At 62.5% G+C, this 18,191-nt stretch carries 15 protein-coding genes and 1 tRNA gene; 2 read left to right on the top strand and 14 right to left on the bottom strand.

Going from position 1 to position 18,191, the window contains the following annotated elements; genetic code table 11:
- Positions 1-112: 112 nt before the first annotated feature.
- The 4 genes from P0648_RS00890 to P0648_RS00875 form a co-directional block, all read right to left on the bottom strand.
- Positions 113-185: transfer RNA gene (locus P0648_RS00890), tRNA-Pro, on the bottom strand.
- Positions 186-251: 66 nt separating this feature from the next.
- Positions 252-2,063 carry an SLC13 family permease gene (locus P0648_RS00885; RefSeq protein ID WP_276274695.1) on the bottom strand — a complete coding sequence of 604 codons (1,812 nt, stop codon included), beginning with the start codon at positions 2,061-2,063 and terminating at the stop codon, positions 252-254.
- 40 nt (positions 2,064-2,103) lie between these two features.
- A complete protein-coding gene (locus P0648_RS00880; RefSeq protein ID WP_276246129.1) occupies positions 2,104-4,158 on the bottom strand; it encodes a DEAD/DEAH box helicase in 2,055 nt (684 codons plus the stop codon).
- Between the two features lie 38 nt (positions 4,159-4,196).
- A complete protein-coding gene (locus tag P0648_RS00875) occupies positions 4,197-4,571 on the bottom strand; it encodes a cupin domain-containing protein (RefSeq protein WP_277504903.1) in 375 nt (124 codons plus the stop codon).
- A gap of 128 nt (positions 4,572-4,699) precedes the next feature.
- Between P0648_RS00875 and P0648_RS00870 the strand changes: the two genes are divergently transcribed.
- Positions 4,700-5,899 carry a CBS domain-containing protein gene (locus P0648_RS00870; RefSeq protein ID WP_276246131.1) on the top strand — a complete coding sequence of 400 codons (1,200 nt, stop codon included), beginning with the start codon at positions 4,700-4,702 and terminating at the stop codon, positions 5,897-5,899.
- On the opposite strand, the gene P0648_RS00865 is transcribed toward P0648_RS00870, so the two are convergent.
- The 10 genes from P0648_RS00865 to P0648_RS00820 all read right to left on the bottom strand — a co-directional run bounded on the left by P0648_RS00865 (position 5,900) and on the right by P0648_RS00820 (position 17,406).
- Complete coding sequence (locus tag P0648_RS00865; RefSeq protein ID WP_276246132.1) at positions 5,900-6,610, bottom strand: competence/damage-inducible protein A; 711 nt, start codon at positions 6,608-6,610, stop codon at positions 5,900-5,902.
- A gap of 116 nt (positions 6,611-6,726) precedes the next feature.
- Entirely contained in the window at positions 6,727-6,969 is a 243-nt protein-coding gene (locus P0648_RS00860) for a hypothetical protein (RefSeq protein ID WP_276248451.1), read from the bottom strand.
- A gap of 1 nt (position 6,970) precedes the next feature.
- Positions 6,971-7,432, bottom strand: a complete 462-nt coding sequence (locus tag P0648_RS00855; protein ID WP_276246133.1) for a universal stress protein — start codon at positions 7,430-7,432, stop codon at positions 6,971-6,973.
- Between the two features lie 3 nt (positions 7,433-7,435).
- Complete coding sequence (locus tag P0648_RS00850) at positions 7,436-9,115, bottom strand: cation acetate symporter (RefSeq protein ID WP_276246134.1); 1,680 nt, start codon at positions 9,113-9,115, stop codon at positions 7,436-7,438.
- Positions 9,112-9,567, bottom strand: a complete 456-nt coding sequence (locus P0648_RS00845) for a DUF4212 domain-containing protein (RefSeq protein ID WP_277504902.1) — start codon at positions 9,565-9,567, stop codon at positions 9,112-9,114. The genes P0648_RS00850 and P0648_RS00845 overlap by 4 nt, the downstream gene beginning before the upstream one ends.
- A gap of 60 nt (positions 9,568-9,627) precedes the next feature.
- Positions 9,628-11,616 carry an acetate--CoA ligase gene (acs, locus tag P0648_RS00840; protein WP_277504901.1) on the bottom strand — a complete coding sequence of 663 codons (1,989 nt, stop codon included), beginning with the start codon at positions 11,614-11,616 and terminating at the stop codon, positions 9,628-9,630.
- A 351-nt stretch (positions 11,617-11,967) separates the two neighbouring features.
- Complete coding sequence (locus tag P0648_RS00835; protein WP_369685108.1) at positions 11,968-12,342, bottom strand: carboxymuconolactone decarboxylase family protein; 375 nt, start codon at positions 12,340-12,342, stop codon at positions 11,968-11,970.
- Between the two features lie 245 nt (positions 12,343-12,587).
- Positions 12,588-14,321, bottom strand: a complete 1,734-nt coding sequence (locus P0648_RS00830) for a bacterio-opsin activator domain-containing protein (RefSeq protein ID WP_276246138.1) — start codon at positions 14,319-14,321, stop codon at positions 12,588-12,590.
- A 139-nt stretch (positions 14,322-14,460) separates the two neighbouring features.
- A complete protein-coding gene (acs, locus tag P0648_RS00825) occupies positions 14,461-16,389 on the bottom strand; it encodes an acetate--CoA ligase (RefSeq protein WP_277504899.1) in 1,929 nt (642 codons plus the stop codon).
- 567 nt (positions 16,390-16,956) lie between these two features.
- Positions 16,957-17,406 carry a pyridoxamine 5'-phosphate oxidase family protein gene (locus P0648_RS00820; RefSeq protein WP_277504898.1) on the bottom strand — a complete coding sequence of 150 codons (450 nt, stop codon included), beginning with the start codon at positions 17,404-17,406 and terminating at the stop codon, positions 16,957-16,959.
- 221 nt (positions 17,407-17,627) lie between these two features.
- On the opposite strand from P0648_RS00820, the gene P0648_RS00815 reads away from it, so the two are divergent.
- Positions 17,628-18,182 (top strand): DoxX family protein, encoded by a 555-nt coding sequence (locus tag P0648_RS00815; protein WP_276246144.1) that lies wholly within the window; start codon positions 17,628-17,630, stop codon positions 18,180-18,182.
- The last annotated feature ends 9 nt before the right edge of the window (positions 18,183-18,191 follow it).

Here is an 18,191-nt window from a genome sequence, read left to right as displayed (position 1 = left end):
TCGCACAGAAATGGGACCACCCGGATTTGAACCCCAGTCGCTGTCGCTCCTTTGTTCAAATCCGCGGCTCGTCAGAAGGCTCTCGCTCGCCAATTTGCTCGCGAGAGAATTATGGGACCACCCGGATTTGAACCAGGGTCACAGCGTCCCAAACGCTGAAGGATACCAAGCTACCCCATGGTCCCGCATTACTGGCTTATCGGCAGCAGTTGTAAAGGGTTTCGTTCCGCGTCTGTCGGTTTGCTACCGACCTACACGCCCCAAATCATGTAAATGCCCACTGTCGTCACGACGGCGAACACCAGTTGCAGCGGCGTGCCTACCTTCACAAAGTCCATGAATTTGTAGCCACCCGGCCCGTAGACGAACAGGTTGGTCTGGTAGCCAACGGGCGTCATGAACGCCGTCGAGGCGGCGAACGTCACCGCGAGGACGAACGAGAAGGCGTTCGCGTCGATGTCGGCGGCGGCCTGAATCGCCACCGGAATCATGAGCACCACGCTCGCGTTGTTGCTGATGATGTTCGTGAGCAGAGCCGTTCCGATGTAGAACACGCCGAGCACGCCGATTGCTGGCAACACGTCCGCAGACATCACGATGAGGTTGGCGAGGAACTCTGCTGCGCCCGTGCGCTCCATCGCGATGCCGAGGGGAATCACGCCCGCGAGCAGGAAGATGACGTCCCACTGGACGGCTTCGTACACCTCTGGTGGGCGGAGACAGCCGGTTGCGACCATGGCAATCGCCCCGCCGAGTGCGGAGACGACGATGGGCACGACGTTGAGCGCGGCGAGCGCGACGACGCCGACGACGATGCCGACGGCGATTGGAATCTTCGACTCACGATAGTCAGGGCGTTCGACTTCCTGGGCGATGATGAAGTTTCGATTCCGGCTGAGGCGGTTGATGCTTTCGGTGGTCGCCTGCACGAGCAGCGTGTCACCCGCCCGAAGCGGGGAGTTGTCCATCCGCTGGCGGATGAGTTCCCCACCACGACGCACCGCGAGGACGGTGGCGTCGTAGCGCTGGCGGAAGTTCGCCGTCGAGAGCGACTGCCCGACGAGCGCAGAAGAGGGGGCGACGACCATCTCGACCAGGTTGCGCCCTTCGCCCATCTTCTCCAGTTCCTCGTCGGTGACCTTGACTTCGGGAAGCAGGTCGAGGCCCTCCGCGTCGAGGAGTTGGACGAGCGTCCGGCGGTCGGTACGCACCGCGAAAATGTCCCCCGCCTGAATCGTCTTCGGGCCGAGTGGTTCGAGGAAGACCGCATCGTTGCGAATCAGTTGAATCAGGTCCACGTCGAAGTCCGTCTCCTTGAGCGCTTCCTGGACGGTCTGGCCGATGATGGGCGAATCCTTGCGGACGACCACTTCGGTCAGGTACTCGGCCATCTGATACTCCTCAGTCAGGTCCTCTTCCGGCTTGATACGCTCTGGGAGGAGGAACCGGCCGACGACGAGCAGGTAGATGATGCCGACCACGGTCACGATGGCCCCGAGTTGCGTGAACTCGAACATCGTAAACGACCGCCCGAGCAGTCGCCCCGAGAGGTCAGACGCGAGGATGCTGGTCGAGGTTCCGATGAGCGTCAGCATCCCGCCGAACATCGAGGCGTAGGAGAGGGGAATCAGGAGTTTCGACGGCGAGGTACGTCCCTTGTGCGCGAGGTCGGTCACCATCGGCAGGAGAATCGCCACAGCTGCCGTGTTGTTGATGAACCCCGAGATGGGGCCGACGATGCCCATCGTCGCGAATAACTGTCTGCTCTCGCTTTCGCGTGTATATCGCCCCACCCACGTCCCGAGCATCTGGACCACGCCGGTTCGCTGAATGCCGTAGCTCAGAATGAACATCGCGAGGACGGTCACCGTCGCCGGACTGGCGAACCCGGAGATGCCGTCTTCGGGTGTGATGCCGGTCAGCGGCCCGAACACCATCAGCGCGACCATGATGCCGATGGCGGTGATATCGACTGGGACGGGTTCGGTTGCAAAGAGGAACAGCGCTACGAGGATGATGGCGAAAACCACCAGGGCTCCTGGGTCAAGCGCTGTTACTACCACAGCAGTATGTATTTTGCAACTGCCAAAAAGAGTGCGGTCGTCAGGATTCCTCGTCGCGCAACTCGATGTTCGCCACGATTTCGTACGGGTCGAGGCCCTTCCGAATGCCGTCTAACATGGCGAACGCCTCGGGCGGCGAGAGGAAGTGACGCGTCACCGCCCGCCCGAGGGGTGTCGGTTCGAACCCGTCGATGAACTCGTACTGGAGGAGTTTTCCGATTGCGTGTTTCGTCGAGAAATCGCCGAGCATCCGGTCATTCAGGCGCTTTGCGCCCTTCCCCGCAACGACGAGGTTCGCGAGCGTCTCCTCGATGGCGGCGTCCTCGTCGTACGGCGTCCGCACCGATTCCATCTCGTCTTTGAGCAGGGTGAAGGCCACCTCGTCCTCAGAGCGCTCCATACTGCCGTGGTAGGACCCGTCCGGCTCGACGAGCAGGTAGACGACACCCTTGTCGTGGTAGTCGGGGCGGCCCGCACGCCCGAGCATCTGGTGGAACTCCTGGACGGAGAGCCACTCGATACCCATCGCGAGCGAGTCGAAGATGACCTGCGAAGCCGGAAAGTCGACCCCAGCGGCCAGTGCGGCTGTCGTGACGACTGCCGCCAGTTCCTGCTCTGCGAACATCCTTTCGACCTTTTTCCGCCGCTTGTAGTCGAGGCCGGCGTGGTACGGCGCGGCGTTGTACTCGAGTTTTCGCGAAATCTCGTGACAGCGCCGCCGGGAGTTCGTGAAGATAATCGTCTGCCCTCGGTAGCCCTTCGAGGACTTGGTGTCGAAGGCGCGTTTGACGAGTTTGTTTTCGATGCGCGGCTTCTCGGCCCCCGAGGCGAACGTGACGTGGCGCTCGATTGGCACGGGCCGCTCTTCGAACTCGATGAGCGTGGCTTCCAGCCGTTTTGCCAGCCACTTCGGGTTGCCGACGGTTGCAGAGAGGTAAATCCACTGCGCCCCCTTGTACGACTGCTTGCGTTTTGCGCGCTGCTCGCAGTAGTGTTTCAGCCGGGCGATGAGGCCGTCGAGGCGGTGGCCTCGCCCCTCGTCTTCGAGCATGTGCACCTCGTCGATGACGACGGTGCCGATGTCACCGAGGTCCTTGCCCGTCCGCAGCGCGTGGTCGATCCCCTCGTAGGTTCCCACAATTACGTCGGCGTTCGGGTCGAAGCGGTTGCCGTTGTCCTGGACTCGGCTCGCGCCGACTCGAATCGTGACTTTGCCGAGGTGGCCGTAGCGTTTCTTGAAGTCCTCGTGTTTCTGGTTCGCGAGGGCGACGAGGGGCACGAGAAACAGCATCTTCCCCTTGTTGTTCAGGTGGTTGTTGATGCCGGCCATCTCCCCGATGAGCGTCTTGCCCGTCGCCGTCGCGCTCACGACGAGTTGGTCGTTGCCGTCGAGCAGCCCATTTCTGACCGAGAGGCTCTGGACGGGGAGCAAGGTATCGAACCGGTCTGCGAGGAGGTCCTTGATGCCTGGGTGCATCTTGAGTTCGTCCGTCTTGACCGGGTTGACGTCCTCGACGGTGGCCGAAATCTCGTCGAATTTCGTCAGGTCGGGGTCTAAGTTCCCCTTGAGCAGGTTCGTGATGCGCTCTAAGTTCTGGACCGAAAGCAGGAGTTCTTCGAGGCGTTCGACCGCCGTCGCGGTCAGGTCGCCCTGGAAAGAGAGTTCCCGTTCGAGTTCGCGTTTCGCACAGTCGGTACAGATGTGCTCGCGGTCGGTTTCGATGGCCGTCTTGCTCGTGAGCGGCGAGTACCGTCCTTCACCAGCACAAATCCGACAGGTGCGCACGCGAGTGGCTTCGAGTTGGTAGCCGGCGAGCATCTCTCGGAGTTCTTCTGCTGCGTGCTGGGAGGTCTGCTCTGAGATGCGGATACGCGTGGCTCGCCGGGCGATCTCGACGAACTGGTCGGGGCTGCGTGGCTCCTCGCTCGACCCGCGAATCACCCGAAAGCGGGCGGGTCGCGGACCGGCGTTCGTCTCTTTGAGTTCGAGCCGGGCGCGAAAGACCCGCTCTCCGTCCCGCATGACGGATACGAGGTAGTAGTCGCCAACCTCGTGGAGGAACAGCGTGTCGACCCGGGCGAGCTGCTGTGACACGTTCGCGAATACGCGGGCCGGGGTACTTAGGCCGCTCGCTACTCGACGAGTTCGATAGCGTCGTCACCGTTCGGAACCGCACAGAGGAACGACCCCTCTTCGTCGCTCTCGTTTAGGTACCAGTGGACCACGCCCGCGGGAATCAGTAGTGAGTCGCCCGCGGAGACGGTGTACTCCTCGTCGCCGATGCCGACGGTGTACTCTCCGGCGAGGACGTACTGTTCGTGTTCGACTTCGTTCGTGTGTTTCGGGACGGACGCACCGGGGTCGAGGACGAATCGTCGGATGGCGAAATGCGGAGCCCCTTGGTCCTCGCTCAGGAGGACGCCTTTTTGCATTCCCTCGGCCGCGCCGACGGGTTCGTACTCGATGTCTGCGGCGCGACGCACGAGGGGTACTGGCGTTTCGGTCATACGTCCTCTACCCAGCGCGTCGGGTTAAGATTTGGTCACGTCGCCCCACCAGCACATATCTCGACTGAAACGTGTAGCTTTCTGACAGAGCACGCGCTCTTAAGGCGATTGCGCGCTTACCATGGGGCATGCGTAGTTTCCAGATCGGGCGGCTCTTTGGCATCCCGATCAAACTCGACCTGACATTTCTGTTGGTCCTGCCAGTGTTCGCCTGGCTCATCGGAACGCAGGTCGGGCTGTGGGCGGGGACGTTGAACGACCTCTGGGGGACGGGTATCGACCCGGCGAATCTGAACGGCAGCCAGCGCCCGCTCATTCTCGGCGCGGTCAGCGCCGTTGGCCTGTTCGTCGGCGTCGTCCTCCACGAACTTGGCCACTCGCTGGTCTCGATGCGGTTTGGCTACCCCATCGCCTCCATCAAACTCTGGCTGCTCGGTGGGGTGGCCCAGCTCACCGAGATGCCCGAAAACTGGAAGCAGGAACTCCTCATCGCCATCGCCGGCCCCATCGTCAGCATCGCGCAGGGAATCATCTTCTACCTCGTGCTTATCTCGATTCCCGGCTTCAGTGACCCCATCAAGTTCGTGATTGGCTACCTGGCGCTCACCAACTTCGCGCTCGCGGCGTTCAACCTCCTGCCGGGCTTCCCGATGGACGGTGGCCGCGTGCTTCGCGCCCTGCTCGCCCGGAATCGCCCCTACGCCCAGGCCACCCGCATCGCCGCAGAAGTGGGCAAAGCGTTCGCCATCTTCCTCGCGCTCATCGGCCTGTTCGGCGGCGGTGGCATCTTCATGGTCGCCATCGCTTTCTTCATCTACATCGGAGCCTCCTCAGAGAGCCAGCAGATGACGATGAAGGCCGCCTTCGAGGGCGTTCGCGTCCGCGACATCATGACGCCAGAAGACCAGGTCGATTCGGTGAGTCCGGACAACTCGGTCACGGAACTGCTCCGGCGGATGTTCGCAGAGCGCCACACCGGCTACCCAGTCATGCGAAACGGCGAACTCGTCGGCCTCGTGACTCTCGGCGACGCCCGCGAAGTGAAGGAAGTCGAACGCGACGCCTACACCGTCTCCGACGTGATGAGCGACGAACTCCACACGATTTCCCCAGAGAGCAACGCGCTCGATGCCCTCCAGCGCATGCAACAGAACGGCATCGGTCGCCTGCTCGTCGTCGACGAATTCGGCGGATTCCTCGGCCTCATCTCGCGGACGGACCTTATGACCGCCTTCGACATCATCCAGTCGAGCGGGCCGACGCAGGTACGCCCGGGCCGCCCGGCGGTCGACCCACCGACGAAGCCGTTCGACGACCCTTCTCAGTAATCAGACCGTCTCGATTTCGTCGCGCAACCACGTTTCTGCGGCGTCGAGTGCCGCCGCGTCCTCGCTTCTGAGTTTCAGCCGATTGCGCCGCTGTTCGCGGTTCGGATAGCAGCCGATTTCCACGTCGAACCGTTCTCGCACCGCACCGAGTACGCCGAGCAACTGCCCCTCCGGCGTCGGCGTGTAGAGCGTCCGCGTCTGCATCGCGCCCGAAAATTCGTCTGCCACCTGTTCGAACATGGCCTTCATCTCCGAGGGGATTCCGGGGAGGGCGTAGACGTTGTTCGCGACACACCCCGGCGAGAGGCCCGCGTCGTTGACGAGCACCCGCGCCCCCTCGGGAATAGAGGCTTCCGCCTCGGCATCGATTTCGAGGTCAGGATAGCGGTCTGCCACCTCGGCGAGTCGCTCTTCGACGGCGACGAGCGCCGCGTCGTTCACCACCAACTCCCGGTCGAAAGCGCGGGCGACGGCTGCCATCGTCACATCATCTGGCGTGCCGCCAAGGCCGCCGGTCACGACGACGGCGTCGAACTCGGTGCTGTAGGCCCGGACGTGGTCTGCGATGACTTCCTCGTCGTCGGGAACCACGAGAATTCGCACGACCGAGACGCCCCGGTCGCCCAACTGCCGCGCCAGCCACGACGCGTTCGTGTTATCGATATCGCCAGCGAGCAGTTCGTCGCCGACGGTCAACAGCGCAACGTGCATGGGTGCTCTCGTGGCTGGAGTGGGTTAAGCGATTGCGTGAAACGTGCACGATAGACCCCTTCGCTTCCAGTGGAGAATAATGATGGTTCGAGAAACCTGCGTGTGGAGAAACCGGCCTACTGGCCGTCGTTCGCCACCGACAGCGAGGCGAAGAAGCCAAAGTAGGCGACGACGCCACAGAGCAGGCAGAGCTGGTAGGCCCATTCTGGTCCCTGCACGACGTCGAACAGGATGGTCACGCCGGTGACCCAGCCAATCGCGAACACGAGGTCGACGACCATCCCGTCGCGGTGTTCGCGGACGTGGTTCCGAACGGTCGCGACGAGTCCGCCGTCGGTTGCAATCCCGTCGTCGCCCATCTCAGGTGCCACCTCGTTCGTCCACGACGAGCACCGGCCGGTGGGTCGTCCGGAGGACGCGCTCGGTGACGCTCCCGAGGAGCGCTCGCTTGACGCCCGACCGGCCGTGGCTGCCCATCACGACGAGGTCGGCTCCCGCGTCGTCTGCGTAGTCTGCGATGACCTCGTGCGGTGCCCCGACGCGCACTTCTTCGTGCACCTGCACGTCGCGGGAGGCGGCCGCAGCCGCTACCGCACCGGTCGCCGCGTCTGCCTTCTCCTGTAACTCGGTCATCTCGCCGAAGTTACCCTGCGTGATGCGGTCTACCTGCTCGGTGCCGAGGCCGAAGTTCACCGCGTCGATGTCGACGACGTACAGGGCGTGCAGTTTCGCTCCGTACGTCGCGGCGAGGTCGACAGCGTGGTCGATGGCGACGCTCGCCGTGTCGCTTCCGTCGGTCGGAATGAGGATGTCTTGGTACATGGATTAGTCGTCAGCGGGGGTCTTGCCGCCGCTTTTGTTGACGAAGTCCTCTGCGGACTGTTGCTGGCCCATCGGTTCGGGGCTGTGACACTGGCGGACCATCTGCTTTATCTCCATCGGCGGTTCCGGCGTCGCGAGCGAGACGGCGATGGTGACGAGGAAGACGAGCGGCGTCCCGACCAGTGCGGCCCCGATTGGGGGCACGTACTGGGCGTAAATCGGGATGAGTGCCTGCCCTGAGCCACCTGCGATGTCGGCGAGGAACGGGACGTAGGCCGGGAGCACGCTGTTTACGACCGACGTTATCCAGAGCAGGAGGCCGACGGTCATCCCGGCGAGTGCGCCCTCTCGATTCGTGTTCTCCCACCAGAGGCCGAGGAAGAACATCGGGAACAGCACCGTCCCGGCGAGCGAGAACGCGTAGGCGACGAGTTCGCCGATGAGCGCCGGCGGGTTGAACGCGGTCACGGTGACGAGCGCGCCAATGACGACGATGGTCGCCCGCCCGATGAGCACCTGCTGGCGCTGGGTCGCGTCTTTGTTGATGAGTTCTGCGTAGATGTCGTGAGCCACGGCCGACGAGGCCGTGATGAACAGGCCAGCGGTGGTCGCAATCGCCGCGGCCATCGCGCCGGCGGCGACGAGGCCGACGAACCAGCGCGGCAGGTTCGCGAACTGCGCGGCGAGGACGACGATGACGTCGCCCTCCGCGCCGGACATCGCCTGTGAACCGCTGAAGACGGCATCCGGCCCGATGTTGTTCACTTGCGCGAACAGGTCGACGCCGAAGGCGGCCATCGCGGGGGCGGCCCAGTAGAGCAGGAGGATGAAGAACAGGCCCCAGACGGTCGACCAGCGGGCGGTTCGCTCGCTCTTGACCGTATAGAATCGAACGAGAACGTGGGGCAAGCCGCAGGTTCCGAAGATGAGCGAGAAGGCCGTCGCGATCCAGATGTAGTACGAGGCGTTCTCGAACGGCGCGGAGAACTCCCGACCGAGGTCGTTTATCAGCATCCCGTACTCGATTTGCGGGAGAATCGTGGAGTACCCCTGCGTGAAGCCGACGACGTAGACGCCGGCGAGGAACGCGATGATGAGGATGACGTACTGGACGGCCATGTTCTTGGTCGCCCCGAGCATTCCCGAGAGCGCGAGGTAGCCGACGGTGATGGTCATCATCACGACGATCATCGGGATGATATCGAGGCCGAAGACGTACTGGCCGACCAGTCCCATGCCGCGGGCCTGGCCGACCGAGTAGACGTACGCGATGAGTAGGGTGGTAAACGCCGCGAGCGCCCTGGCCGTCGGCGAGTTGAATCGGTCTGCAACGAAGTCAGGAGCCGTGTACTTCCCGAACCGACGCATCTGTGCGGCGAGGAAGATGAGCAGGACGAAGTAGCCGGTCGTCCAGCCGACGATGAACGCGAGGCCGTAGAACCCGGAGAGGGCGACCAGCCCCGCGAGTCCGAGATACGACGCCGCGGACATCCAGTTTGCGCCGATTGCCATGCCGTTCTCGATGTTCCCGATGCCGCGTCCGGCGACCCACATCCCCTCGGTGTCTGCCACTTTGAAGATGTAACCGATGACGAGGAACGACGCCATCATCAGGAAGACGATGATTGCGGGGACGAGCTTGAACGAGATGTCGAGCGCCTCCGCCTGCAATGGGAGTATCACTGGTCTGCACCTCCGCTCGCGGCCTTCGAGTCACTCGTTCCGGCCTTCTTCGACGCCGACCCGGCAGTGCCGTGGTCGATGCCGTACTTCTCGTCGAGTTTGTCGCGCTGGCGAGCGTAGACGGCCGCCAGCACGAGCGCCCCGGTCGGTGCGCCGAAGGCGACGAGGAAGTAGTGAAGCGGGAAGCCAATTCCCGGAATCGTCGTCGTCATCACGTCGGGCGCGACGACGGTGGCCGTCACCGGCCCGAAGACGATGAGCGCCCAGATGGCGAAACTGGCCCAGACGATTTTGAGGTGGTCTCGCATGAACGCAGTCGATGGACTCAGGAGGTTCACCTCCTCTTCCAGATAGTTCGTGCGTCTGTGTTGCTGTGCGGCCTGTGTGAGCGTCCCGCCGTCCGTCTCCACCGACGAGGACCCTGTCGAATCGTGCGTGTTGTTTTCTTGCATGGGTGGGTGTGGGTTGTGGGGTCGTGCGTTGTACCGTCTAAAAAAATTGGAATGGCGTGGTCAGTCGTCCTGTACCTTCGCGGCGATTTCGGAGACGATTTCCGGGTTCCGGAGCGTCGAGGTATTCCCGAGTTCGTCGCCGTTCGCGATGTCCTCTAAGAGGCGGCGCATGATTTTGCCAGAGCGCGTCTTTGGCAGTTCCGGCGTGAAGACGACCTGCTCGGGGCGGGCGATTGGCCCGATGGCCGAGTTGACGCCCTCGATGATACGCTCGGCCATCTCGTCGTCGCCCTCGTAGCCGTCTTCGGTGATGACGTAGGCGTAAACCGCCTCGCCTTTCACGTCGTGATGGCCGCCAACCACGGCGGCTTCGGCGACGCCTTCAACGTCCACGATGGCCGATTCGATTTCCATCGTCCCGAGGCGGTGGCCGGAGACGTTGATGACGTCGTCGACCCGCCCGAGGACGGTGATATAGCCGTCTTCAGAAATCTTCGCGCCGTCTTCGGGGAAGTAGACCCAGTCGTCGGGGTCGTCGCTGTTGGTGTCCGAGTAGGTGCGCCAGTACTCCTCGATGTAGCGCTCGTCGTTTTGATAGAGCGTCCGGAGCATCCCCGGCCACGGCTTGTTCACAGTCAGGTAGCCGGCGCGGCCCGCGTCGACCTCGTTGCCCTCCGTGTCGACGATGCGGGCGTCGATGCCCGGCAGCGGTGGCCCCGCGGACCCGGGCGACATCTCACCGACACCCGGCAGGGTGGTTATCATCATGCCGCCGGTTTCGGTCTGCCACCAGGTGTCCACGACGGGACACTCCTCGCCGCCGATGTGCTTGTAGTACCACTTCCACGCACGCGGGTTGATTGGTTCACCGACCGTTCCGAGCAGACGCAGCGACGAGAGGTCGTGTTCGTCTGGGTACTTTGCGCCCCACTTCATGAACGCGCGAATCGCCGTCGGCGCGGTGTACAGTTGGTTCGCGTCGTATTCGTCGACGATTTCCCAGAGGCGGTCTTTCTCGGGATAGTCCGGCGTCCCCTCGTACATCATCGTGGTCGTCCCGAGCGCGAGCGGGCCGTAGACGATGTAGGAGTGGCCGGTAATCCAGCCGATGTCTGCGGCACAGAAGTAGGTGTCCTCGGCTTTTACGTCGAGGACGGCCTGCGAGGTCCACGCGGTGTAGGCGAGGTAGCCGCCCGTGGTGTGTTTGACGCCTTTCGGCTGACCCGTCGTGCCCGAGGTGTACATCAGGAACAGCATGTCCTCTGCGTCCCGGGAGACGGGGTCGACGGTCGCGCCTTCCTGGGCGGCGACGAGTTCGTCGTAGTCGTGCTGGCTGGCCTCCATCGGGTGGTCGTAGTCTTCGTCGAGGCGGTCGACGACGACCGTCTCCACGTCGTGTTCGACGCCCGAAAGCCCCTCGTCGGCCTTCGCCTTGTGTTCGAGGGGGTCACCGCGCCGATAGTAGCCGTCACACGTGACGAGGTACGCAGAGTCCGCCGCGTTCATCCGGGTGGCGAGTGCGTCGGCGGAGAAGCCGGCGAACACCACCGAGTGCGGCGCCCCGATTCTCGCACACGCGAGCATCGCAATCGGGAGCTCTGGAATCATCGGCATGTAGAGGGTGACGATGTCGTCCTCCTCGACGCCGAGGTCCCGGAGTGCGGCCGCGAACTCGTTCACCTCGCGGTGGAGTTCCCGGTAGGTGTAGGTTCGATTTGCCTCGTCGGTCGGTTCGCCGACCCATTCGATGGCGGCTTCGTCACCGTGTTCGTCGAGGTGTCGGTCGATGCAGTTCGCCGAGGCGTTGAGCGACCCGCCCGTGAACCACTCGAAAAACGGTGGGTTCGAGTCGTCGAGAACGGTGTCGTAGTCCGTCTCCCAGTCGAGTACGTCGGCGGCCTGTTCCCAGCAGTCCGGCCACTCGTTTTCGAACTCGTCGTAGATGCCCTCGTCCGCCACGTTCGCTTGCTGTACGAACGATTCAGGCGGGCTGAACCGCTCCTGTTCTGCCAACCGAGCCTCCAGTTCGGTGTTGGTGTCCTGCGACATAGTGAGCCGTGTTGACAACCATTATATTAGGGTATAAAGGGTGTAACTAATTATACTAACTTCGCGAAAAACGCACCGCGAGCGGTCGCGGCAAATAGTCTCTCTTAGCCTGTCTCGGGCGGCTGTTGCCGTCGCACCTGAGAGATGGAGATTTCTTACGAAACGGCTCTGTTGACTCCTCAGTCGTTGATCGTTCGATTCGGAAACTTCGAATCTCATCGAGAGTATCAGCGGTCTCATACGGCCAAACTCATCGAATTACTGTCGTATTGAATCAGCATGGGTAGCTTGAAGCGTCGGGTTCGCAGAAAAATAATCGAGAGTGAGACTGCTTCCCTCGTTGCTGTCCCGTTAGTCGTCTGCGGTTGCCTGCTGCTCGGTGATGTATTTGACAATTTCGTCCGTTTCAGTTTTGAAATCGTCAAGGTCGGTCTCATTCCCGTGGAGAATCGTCGAGAAGTATTTCGTGTCGGCGGCGAGGTTGACAGCTTCCTTGAGCTCCTCGTCCTTGACGCCACTCAACCGCGCCTCCTCCGTGTGGAAGTAGGTACAGAAAGGACAGCTAATCGCGGCTGCGACGCCGACCCCAATGAGTGCTTTCTCGCGCGCGGACAGTTCGGTGTCTTCTCCCAAGTTGAGGTCGCGAAAGAGCCCCCAACTGTGTTCACTCGCCGATTCTGCCAAGTTCTCCATCCAACTCGGAACTTGGCCGAGCATTCCCTCCATCTCTTGTTGTGTGGCTTTCGATACCATCAGTTACACACCTTCACCTCCGAATCCGATGTGATAGGAGGTGTAATTATTAGGACGAATTAGGTTACTAAAGTTATGAGGTGGTTGGGTGAGTATAATCTACCTGTATCGACGACTTTCTTCAGAGCTGTGTAGTTAGTACACCAGCCTAACGAACGGGCCACCACCGGAGCCCACTAACCAGCCTGTATCAATTGACCGTACTGTATATCCGGCGTTCACTCCCGAACCGCGGCGTCTGCGTCCTCGATGACAGCGGTGAGTACCTTCTGTTGAGCCTTCCGGAGGTGATTGTGCAGCGTCGGCGACGAGACGTCCATCGAGGCAGCCAGCTCCTCTGCGGTCGAGCCACGGGGCCACTCGAAGTAGCCCGAAAAGTAGGCCGCCCGGAGTACCGAGCGCTGTTTCTCGGTGAGGCTGTCTGTCATCACCTGTCGCGGGCCCGAACTGGTCTGGGTGGGCCGCTCGATTTCTCGCTTCGAGACGAGTTCTGAGTCTGCGAACACGTCGGTCAGGTCCTCGACCACCGCTCGAACGTCGGTGCGCCGCGAGAACACGCCCGCCACCTCAGCGACGCCGTCTTCGACGGTCATCGTCTCGACGGTTCCACCGCGTGCGACGAGCGTCGAAACGACCGTCTGGTCGGTCACGACGAACTCGAGGAGGGCTCCCGACGCGAAGTCGCGAATCAGCCGCGCTTCGGTGACCGAGTCGGTGTCGTCGATTGCGTCGAGAACGGCCCGCACTTCGGCCCCGCGGACGGTCACGAAGTAGAGGAGGGCGTGGTCTTCGACCGGGACGACGCCTTCGACTTCGAACCCACAACCGAGTCGCTGGGCGGTGGCGACGAGGAAGTCCTGTGAATCGGTCGTCCGAAACGCCAGTTCGACCCCGGTGTCGGCGAGCAGGAGACGTTTTCGTTCGAGCGACGTGATGACCTCGCCGACCCGTCTGGCAACGTCCGTGAGCAGTTCGCGGTCGGCCGACTCGACCGACGGGTGGGCCACACAGAGCAGTCCGTTGACGCGTTCGTTCGACTTGAGTGGGGCGACGACGAGCGCACAGCCCGTGAGCCGCCCGCCGACGTGGGCGAGGACGTTTCGGATGACGATCGCCTGTGATTCGCCCTCGAAGCTGTCGACGCCGCCGGCCTCGTCCACGATGTCCCGCAGGTCAGTCTCGCCCTCGCGGTGGTTCGCGTACGTCCGGGGGACGCCCTGTTCGTCGCACACCCACACGGTGCGGTACTCCCCGGCGAGCACCTCACACGTCGCCCGTTCTACCTCCTCGCGTGTCGTGGCGTCTGCGAGTTCCGTCCCGAGTGCGTGGACGCACGAGAGCAGCGCGTCGCTTCGCGCCGACGGCGCATCGTTCGGTTCTGTGCCCTCCTGCCCATGCGGCGCACGAAGCGGTTCGAACGCGTCGATGATGGCCGCTCTTGAGGGTGGTTCGAGATAGGGGTCGAGGCTTTCGAGGCTCTTCCACCCGCCGACGGCTCTGACGACCTGCGGATGGATGCCCTCGCATTCGAGGAGATGGTGGGCGTAGTACTGGCGCAGGTCGCGGGGCGAGACCGATTGCAGTCGCTCGTCGTCGGTTCGTGCGGCGACGTCGGTAACCAGCATCTGGATGCGTCGCGGACTCACGTCGAACACGTCGTCGTCGGGGTCGCGGTCGTTCACCGCAACGAACTTGCGCAGGTCGTGGGCCACGTCCGGGAGCAAATACGCCGCCCGTTCGCGCTCGTCGCTCGAAATCCTGAGGAAGGCGTGCGTCTCCCCGTCGCGTTCTTGTTCGACCAGGTCGCGGGGGGTGAAGCGGGCGACCTCACTCGGGCGCAGCCCGGCTTCCCCCATGAGCGAGACGACCAGCTCCTCGCGGTAGGTCTCGGTCGCCCGCTTCAGGCGCGAATACGCCCGCGGGGTCAGGAACGTAGATTCCTCACGGTTCATCCTGTGTTTCGTGCTTTTCGAAAAACCCGAATTTAACTGTTACTGCTCTGCTCGCTGTTGCTGGGCGAACTGCTACGAGACTTCGACTTTCTCCACTCGAATTCACACTCTCGTTTCGTCCTTTTCGAAATATCCGAACTCATCGGTCTTCGACGATCGATTCGAGTTCGCCGACCACCTCGGGGTTCCGGAGCGCGCTGGTGTCGCCGAGGCGCTCGCCGTTGGCGATGGCCGCGAGATGTCTGCGCATTATCTTCCCCGACCGGGTCTTCGGGAGCGCCGGGGCGAAAGTGATTCGCTCTGGAACCGCGAGTTCGCCGATGGACGCCATCACCGCCTCGCGGATGGTCGCTGCGAGCTGGTCGTCGCCGACGACGTTCTGCTCGGGGGTGATGTAGGCGTGGATGGTCCGTCCCTCCACGTTTCGTCTCCCGCCGACGACGGCGGCTTCGGCGACGCCTTCGACGTCCACGATGGCCGATTCGATTTCTTTGGTTCCGATTCGCGTCCCCGCGACGTTGACTACGTCGTCGGCCCGGCCGAGCAACTGGATGTAGTCGGCCTCGACCGCTCGGTCGCCGGTGACGTAGTACCACTCGTCGTCCGCGCCGACGACGCGCTCGCTCTCGTCGCAAAAGCCGTGGGGAATTCCGGGCCAGGGCTTCGTGATGCGGAGGTGACCCGGCGTTCCGGGTTCGACGGGGTCGCCGCGGGCGTCCACGATTTCCGCTTCGATGCCCGGCAGCGGGCGACCGACCGCCCCCGGTTTCATTGGGTCCACCCCCGGCAGGGTGGTTATCATCATACCGCCCGTTTCGGTCTGCCACCAGGTGTCCACGACGGGGCACTCGCCACCGCCGACGTGTTCTGCGTACCAGCGCCAGGCGCTTTCGTCGATTCGCTCGCCGACCGTCCCGAGCAGGCGCAGCGACGATAGGTCGTACTTCGCGGGGTGTTCTTCGCCCCACTTGACGAAGGTTCGAATCGACGTGGACGCAGTGTAGAAGACGTCCACCGCGTTTCGTTCGATTATCTTCCAGAGGCGGTCTTTGTCCGCCTGATTGGGCGTTCCCTCGTAGAGGACGGTCGTTGCGCCCGTGGCGAGCGGGCCGTAGACGATGTAGGAGTGGCCGGTAATCCAGCCGATGTCTGCGGCACAGAAGTGCGTGTCCGTGGGTTCGAGGTCGAGTACCGTCTGTGCCGTCCACGCGACGTGTGCGAGATAGCCGCCCGTGGTGTGTTTGACCTCCTTCGGTTCGCCCGTCGTCCCCGAGGTGTAGATGTAAAAGAGGAGGTCCGTCGCGTCTCGGGGAACCGGGTCCACCGTTTGGCCCTCGTGGGTGGCGATGAGCTGGTCGTAGTGCCAGTGGTGGCCACGGTGCCCCTCGTTGCCGAGGCGGTTGACGACGACCTGCGAGACCTCCTGTGGAACCGAGAGACAGGCGTTGTCCGCCGTGCTCTTCAGGTCGATGGCGTTGCCGCGCTGATAGTAGCCGTCGCAGGTGACGACGAGTTCTGAGCCCGATTCCGCCATCCGGGTCGCGAGCGCGTCGGCCGAAAAGCCCGCAAACACTACCGAGTGTGGCGCGCCGAGGCGAGCGCAGGCCAGCATGGCGATGGGCAACTGGGGAATCATCGGCATGTAGAGGGTCACCACGTCGTCGTCCTCGACGCCGAGGTCGCGCAGCGCCGCCGCGAAGGCGTTTACTTCGCGATAGAGTGCCTGATACGTGTAGGTCTCCGTCTCGCCGAGTTCACCCTCCCAGGTGAGTGCGGCCTGGTTCTTCCGCCCGGCTTCGAGGTGTCTGTCGAGGCAGTTGTACGAGGCGTTCAGTGTTCCGCCAGAGAACCAGCAAAACCCGTCGCTGTCGTCGAGAACCGCGTCGTAGGGGTCGTCCCAGTCGAGGCGGTTGCCCGCCTCGCGCCAGCACGCAGGCCAGTTCGTCGCAAACTGCTCGTAAATCGACGGGTCTGCGACGTTCGCCTGGGCGACGAACGACGCTTTCGGGTCCACCCACTCACCGGGCACAGAAGACGTGTTCGCCGGTTGATTCCTCCCCGTGTCCATCTTAATCAAGCAGGGAATTCCGGCCTAAAGGCCGGGAGGGAATGCGACTAACGACTGTGCAACTGCCGTCAGTGGCCGGGCTGGACCCCGACCTGGAATCTTTATCGTGCATGAGTCTGTTTGTGAGGGTGACACACGCTGTGCGTGTGTCGCGCGACACACTCGAACCACTTCGTCCGGTTCCCCGCCGGATGACGCCCGAGGTGAGAGTCGTCCTATGAAACCGGACGGCAATGACACGTCAGGCGATGGGAGTGCCCGTGACAGCACCACGGGGCACTCCGAGGCAAGGCAGGGGCCCTGCCGTCCGAGCCTCGGGACGCGACGCCCCGAAACCGAACCGGCACCGGGCCGGGTGCCCACTGTGTGGGAAGCCCTACCCTTTAGGGCGGGCAAGGATGTCACGTGCGTTTCACCTGCGCAGAGGGTCACAAAAATTGTTCTGCTACCGGAAAACTATCTGACACCTGTTCGGTCTCAGCCGGAGAACGGTATCGATGGATGGATTCGCCGCAGAAAACGCAGGTTGCAAGGCTAGCAAAGCAACTCCAGGGACGACAGCGACCCTCAGACCGGCGTTTTCGATTCTTTTCGCCCGGTGAGTTCGTCGGGTACCAGCCGGTAGAACTCGAAGTGAATCTCTCCCGGCGGCTTTCCGAAGAAATCGACGAGCGGGATGGTGACGCGCTCTAGGCCCTGGAGCGTTTCTGTGGCGATCGCTTCGTCGGTCGTCTCCTCAAGCTTTCCACTTGCGATGACGCTCTTCCACCCGTCGCCGTCCATGCCGTAGATTACGAACGAGATGACACTATTGACGATTCGCTGCTTCCTGCTCTCGGGGCTTACAGCGAGCCGGAAGTAGAAGGTTTCCTCGCTCGCATCGTAGCCATACGAGACCGGTATCGAGTGGGGGGCCTCATTGGCTGGCGTCGAGAAGGACATGACTCCCGTCCCACCAGTTCCGAGGAACTCGTCTCGCTCGTCGACCTCCATCTCGAGTGATTCTCTCGCACCCATACTGCGATGGTACGACCCGGAGGGGCAAAAGTATCTATACACTAACGCGTTCGCCTCTCTGTCAATGCGGTTATCTGTTTACGACCGGGCAAACGGTAAAGATAGTCGAAACGTTCCGTTTCGCCGTAAATCGGTATCTACCTGCCGATTCTCGCAATCTGGGAATCACACCGCGCTTATATCGGATTTCCACACGTTCGTTTAATTGTAAGGTGAATAAAATGTCCATCAACGCCCCTAACACGTTCGAGAGCCAGATCGCTGGCGTCACCGTCACCGGGAAAGCCCACAGCCTCAGCGCGTGGTTCGTCCTCGCGCTCCGACTCGTCATCGGTTTCGCGTTCCTTTACACCGGCCTCGAAAAGGTTCTCAACGGCTTCAGCGCCGCAGGATATCTCGGAAACGTCGCCGCAGCAAACGGAAATCCCCTTGAGGGAATGTTCCTCTGGATGAGCCAGACGCCCTGGTTCGTCGACTTTGTGAACGTCGCGGTTCCGTGGGGTGAAGTGTTCATCGGCCTTGGCCTCATGGTTGGCCTCCTGACCCGCCTCGCGGCGTTCTTCGGCGCGTTCATGATGCTCATGTTCTACTTCGGCAACTGGAACATGGCCCACGGGTTCATCAACAGCGACTTCATGTACATGCTGGTCTTCCTCGCGGTGGCCGCGTTCGGTGCGGGTCGCATCCTCGGCCTCGACGCGTTTGTCGAGCGCTACGAGATCGATGGCACGGCTCTCATCGAGAAGTACCCCGCCTTGGACTACATCCTCGGGTGAACTACCCCA

Origin of the sequence: Haladaptatus sp. DYSN1 (genome assembly GCF_029489995.1) — an archaeon.
GTDB lineage: Archaea > Halobacteriota > Halobacteria > Halobacteriales > Halococcaceae > QDMS2.
This window is presented reverse-complemented; position numbering and strand designations above follow the sequence as displayed.

What these genes read in the sequence shown, in the direction of transcription:
- P0648_RS00875 (WP_277504903.1), bottom strand. Translation starts at nt 4,571, where the DNA reads ATGACCGAAACGCCAGTACCCCTCGTGCGTCGCGCCGCAGACATCGAG.
- P0648_RS00870 (WP_276246131.1), top strand. Translation starts at nt 4,700, where the DNA reads ATGCGTAGTTTCCAGATCGGGCGGCTCTTTGGCATCCCGATCAAACTC.
- P0648_RS00865 (WP_276246132.1), bottom strand. Translation starts at nt 6,610, where the DNA reads ATGCACGTTGCGCTGTTGACCGTCGGCGACGAACTGCTCGCTGGCGAT.
- P0648_RS00860 (WP_276248451.1), bottom strand. Translation starts at nt 6,969, where the DNA reads ATGGGCGACGACGGGATTGCAACCGACGGCGGACTCGTCGCGACCGTT.
- P0648_RS00855 (WP_276246133.1), bottom strand. Translation starts at nt 7,432, where the DNA reads ATGTACCAAGACATCCTCATTCCGACCGACGGAAGCGACACGGCGAGC.
- P0648_RS00845 (WP_277504902.1), bottom strand. Translation starts at nt 9,567, where the DNA reads ATGCAAGAAAACAACACGCACGATTCGACAGGGTCCTCGTCGGTGGAG.
- acs (WP_277504901.1), bottom strand. Translation starts at nt 11,616, where the DNA reads ATGTCGCAGGACACCAACACCGAACTGGAGGCTCGGTTGGCAGAACAG.
- P0648_RS00835 (WP_369685108.1), bottom strand. Translation starts at nt 12,342, where the DNA reads ATGGAGGGAATGCTCGGCCAAGTTCCGAGTTGGATGGAGAACTTGGCA.
- P0648_RS00830 (WP_276246138.1), bottom strand. Translation starts at nt 14,321, where the DNA reads ATGAACCGTGAGGAATCTACGTTCCTGACCCCGCGGGCGTATTCGCGC.
- acs (WP_277504899.1), bottom strand. Translation starts at nt 16,389, where the DNA reads ATGGACACGGGGAGGAATCAACCGGCGAACACGTCTTCTGTGCCCGGT.
- P0648_RS00820 (WP_277504898.1), bottom strand. Translation starts at nt 17,406, where the DNA reads ATGGGTGCGAGAGAATCACTCGAGATGGAGGTCGACGAGCGAGACGAG.
- P0648_RS00815 (WP_276246144.1), top strand. Translation starts at nt 17,628, where the DNA reads ATGTCCATCAACGCCCCTAACACGTTCGAGAGCCAGATCGCTGGCGTC.